The 3,626-nt window shown below is 63.7% G+C and carries 4 protein-coding genes and 1 pseudogene; all 5 read right to left on the bottom strand.

Features of this window, described 5'->3' with window-relative positions; translation table 11 throughout:
• Positions 1-1,543, bottom strand: a pseudogene (locus IBX54_RS13525) (excinuclease ABC subunit A); the annotation flags it as partial.
• Between the two features lie 85 nt (positions 1,544-1,628).
• Complete coding sequence (locus IBX54_RS13520) at positions 1,629-2,267, bottom strand: 2-hydroxychromene-2-carboxylate isomerase (RefSeq protein WP_296543180.1); 639 nt, start codon at positions 2,265-2,267, stop codon at positions 1,629-1,631.
• Entirely contained in the window at positions 2,264-2,494 is a 231-nt protein-coding gene (locus IBX54_RS13515; protein ID WP_296543181.1) for a DUF1289 domain-containing protein, read from the bottom strand. Before IBX54_RS13515 ends, IBX54_RS13520 begins: the two co-directional genes overlap by 4 nt.
• A 17-nt stretch (positions 2,495-2,511) precedes the next feature.
• Positions 2,512-3,027, bottom strand: coding sequence for a YbaK/EbsC family protein (locus tag IBX54_RS13510; protein WP_296543179.1), 516 nt, complete (start codon positions 3,025-3,027; stop codon positions 2,512-2,514).
• The coding region (locus IBX54_RS13505) for a hydroxymethylglutaryl-CoA lyase (protein WP_296543178.1) at positions 3,027-3,626 on the bottom strand (600 nt) is incomplete at its 5' end. The genes IBX54_RS13505 and IBX54_RS13510, both read right to left, overlap by 1 nt.

Raw genomic sequence — 3,626 nt, 5'->3', positions numbered from 1 at the left:
GCGCCGCTCCCACAGGGACAGGGATGTTCGATGGTTTGTGGGAGTCGCGCCCTCGCGACGATGGCTGTTCAACAGCCGACAACTGGTCAAAAAACAGGCGCAGACGGTCCATCGGCAACTGCATCAAGTCATGCAGGCACAGCCCTGGCAGCGCTTCCAGCTGATCACGACGCCAGCTCACGCCCTGCGGCATGAAGCGCAGCCTTGGTTCCAGCACCGCATCAGCATCTGCTTTGGACCCGATGCGCCACAGCAGGCTCTCGGTTTTCAGCCTGGCACCGCCACAATCCGGGCACGGCGTGTAGCTGCGGTACTTGGACAGCAGCACCCGAATGTGCATCTTGTACGACTTGGTTTCCAGGTATTCAAAAAAACGCTTGACGCCAAACCAGTGCTGGTTCCACTTGCCGTTCCAGCGCGGCGAGCCGTGAATCACCCAGTGCTGCTGCTCGGGTGACAGTTTGTTCCACGGCGTGTCGCGCGGAATGCCCTCGGCTTCGGCATGACGCATCAGATCGTCCTGCGCCTCTTGCCAGGCAGGCGTTTGTATCGGCTTGATGGCACCGGCGCGCAAAGTGAGCTTTTCGTTGGGAATCACCAGACCGTAATCGACCCCGATAACCCGGCCAAAGCCGCGGCAGGTATCACAAGCACCCACGGCCGAATTGAAGGAGAACATCGACGCGATCGGGTCGGTGTAGCGCAGGTTGCTCTCGGGGCAATGCAGACCGGTGGAGAACTTCCAGGTGACGGGTTGCGACACTTCTGATGCTGCCGTTGGCGACGCATCCAGCAGGTACACCGTCATGCGACCGCTGCCGTGTTTGAGCGCCACTTCAATGGCCTCCAGCACACGGGCGCGCTCGACCTTACCCAGCCGAAAGCGGTCCGCCACCACGTCAAGCACCTTGCGCTTCGAGATCGGCTCCGTCGCCGCTTTACCGGCTTTTTTCTTCACCACCGCCGTGTTGGCCTCGCCCTCCACCTCACGCTCGGCCTGCACCTTGGTGAAGCCGCTCACCGACAGCCACTGCTCGACCTCGGCCGGCGTCGCGCTGGCTGGCAGTTCCACCGGGAAGGTGATGGCCAGGCGCGCGTCGCTGCTGCCTGCGCGCTCTAGCAGTTCGGCATAAATGGTCTCCGGGGTGTCGTGGCGCACCGGCTGCGCCGTGACCCGGTCAAACAGGGAAGCAGCGCGGGCAAAGAGCAGCTTCAAATGGTCGTTGAGCTCGGTCATCGTGCCCACGGTGGAGCGGCTCGAGCGCACCGGGTTGGTCTGATCGATGGCAATTGCCGGCGGCACCCCCTCGACCTTGTCCACGGCCGGTTTGTCCATGCGGTCGAGAAACTGGCGCGCATAGGCGCTGAAGGTCTCCACGTAACGGCGCTGGCCCTCGGCAAACAGGGTGTCGAACACCAGGCTGGACTTGCCCGACCCGCTCGGGCCGGTGACCACGGTCAGCTCACCGGTGCGGATGTCCAGATCAAGATTTTTGAGGTTGTGCTGGCGCGCTCCGCGAATGCGGATGGTTCCCTGTGACATGAAGGCTTTCCGGTTTGTGAGGCAAACATTCTAGGGATTTCCGCCCGCCAAACCCGCTCAAAAGGGCTTAAGCCCCGGCCCCCGGTCACGGCAGGCGCTGCACCCCTGGCGCAATGGCTGCAGCCGCGTCCCACGCGCCTTCAAACCACGCATCGCCCGCCAAATAAGCCCGCAACATGGGCAAGGCATCGAGGCCCCAGAACAATTTGCCATCGACCTCGAAGGTGGGCACACCAAACACACCCTGCGCAATCGCATGAGACGCGTTGGCCTTGAGCCGGGCCTTGACCTCGTCACTGTCCGGCGGGCGTGCCGGGTTCAATTGCTGGGTGAGCGTCTGCAGCCGTTCAGGGTCAGCCGCCTCCAGCCCGCCCTGCCAGACATGGCGAAACAGGGCTTCACAAACATAGCGATTGGGCTGCTCCGGCGTACCGCAGGCCAGCGCCAGCCGCAACAAAGCGAGCGGGTTGAACGGGTGCGTGGCGGGCAACTGCAGCGCAAGCCCGTGCTGATGCGCCAGCCACAGCACCTGGCGGTAAATCCACTCGCGCTTGCCCGCAATCTCGGCCGGGCCCAGTTGCCCGTGGTGTTTGAGCAAGGCGCCAAACAGCACCGGCTTGTACGTCACGCTGGTGCTGTGGCCCATCAGTGCCTCGGGCAATTGCTCGAACGCCAGGTAAGCGTAGGGCGAGATGAAGTCCAGGTAAAAGGTGATGTGCTTCATGATTCGAACTCGGTCAGGCGCGCCTCGATTCGGGTCCAGACGACGCGCTTGAACGCGTCATCGGCATTGCCCCACCGGCCGATCTCGTCGAGCGTGCGCAAGCAGCCCTGGCACATGCCGGTGGCTTCATCCATCTGACACACCGACACGCAGGGCGACGGCACGGTTTGGGCAAAGCTTTGCGCGCTGGCGCGGACATGCCTGGCGCTGGCGGCCAGCAATTTCATGGCTTTCGGGTCGGATCTCAAGGGGTTTCTCCTGCCGCCACATCGACCACCGGCGCGCCGGTCAAATGCACCAGATCAGCCGGATGCAACCTGAAAACGCCATGCGGATGCCCGGCGGCCGCCCAGATTTCGTCAAAACGCAGCAGCTCGCGGTCAATCAGGGTGACAGATGCCACCGCATGCCCAACCGGCGAAACGCCGCCAATCGAAAAACCCGTGCTCGCCTTGACAAACTCGGCATCGGCACGGCCGAGCTTTTGGCCATCGACACAGACTAGCGCCTGCACCTTGGCCTCGTCCACACGGCGGTCGCCCGAGGTGATGACCAGCACAGCGGCCGCATCGGGCTTGCGCTTGAAAATGATGCTCTTGGCAATCTGCCCCAGCGCCACACCCAGCGCATCGGCCGCCTGCTGCGCGGTGCGCGCCGCGTCATCGAGCATCACCGGCGCGTGCGGATGGCCTTTGTCCTGCAAGACGCGCGCCACCCGCTGCATGCCTTCGGGCAGGGGTTTGAGTTCAGCACCGCACATCAGGCTTGCCGCTTGGTGAACAGCGCCCTGCCCGCGCGCGAATTGGTCGCCCGGCCCAGAAAGTCACTGATGAACTGGCCGGCATCGATCAGCAAGTCGAGGTCGATGCCAGTCTCGATGCCCATGCCGTGCAGCAGATACACCACGTCCTCGGTCGCCACGTTGCCGGTGGCGCCCTTGGCATAGGGGCAACCGCCCAACCCGGCCACCGAGGCATCAAACTGCCAGACGCCCATCTGCAGGCAGATCAGCGTATTGGCCAGCGCCTGGCCGTAGGTGTCGTGAAAGTGGCCTGACACGTCGTTGATGTCAAAGTGCTTGAGCGTGGCCTCTACCGCGCGCTGCACCTTGAGCGGCGTGCCCACGCCAATGGTGTCGGCTACACCCACATGCTGCACGCCGATGCCCTTCATCAACCCGGCCAGGTAGCCCACGCGCTCCGGTGCAATGTCGCCCTCGTACGGACAGCCCACGGTGCAGCTCATGGCGCCGCGCACATAAATGCCCGCCTCGCGCGCTGCGGCCACCACCGGGGCAAAGCGCTCGATGCTCTCGGCAATGCTGCAGTTGATGTTCTTCTGGCTGAAGGCCTCGCTGGC

The sequence above is a fragment of the Rhodoferax sp. genome, from assembly GCF_014859475.1.
Classification (GTDB): Bacteria; Pseudomonadota; Gammaproteobacteria; order Burkholderiales; family Burkholderiaceae_C; genus Rhodoferax.
This window is presented reverse-complemented; position numbering and strand designations above follow the sequence as displayed.

Bases quoted from the DNA above. Each gene is read 5' to 3' on its own strand.
- IBX54_RS13520 (WP_296543180.1), bottom strand. From the start codon at position 2,267: ATGAAGCACATCACCTTTTACCTGGACTTCATCTCGCCCTACGCTTAC.
- IBX54_RS13515 (WP_296543181.1), bottom strand. From the start codon at position 2,494: ATGAAATTGCTGGCCGCCAGCGCCAGGCATGTCCGCGCCAGCGCGCAA.
- IBX54_RS13510 (WP_296543179.1), bottom strand. From the start codon at position 3,027: ATGTGCGGTGCTGAACTCAAACCCCTGCCCGAAGGCATGCAGCGGGTG.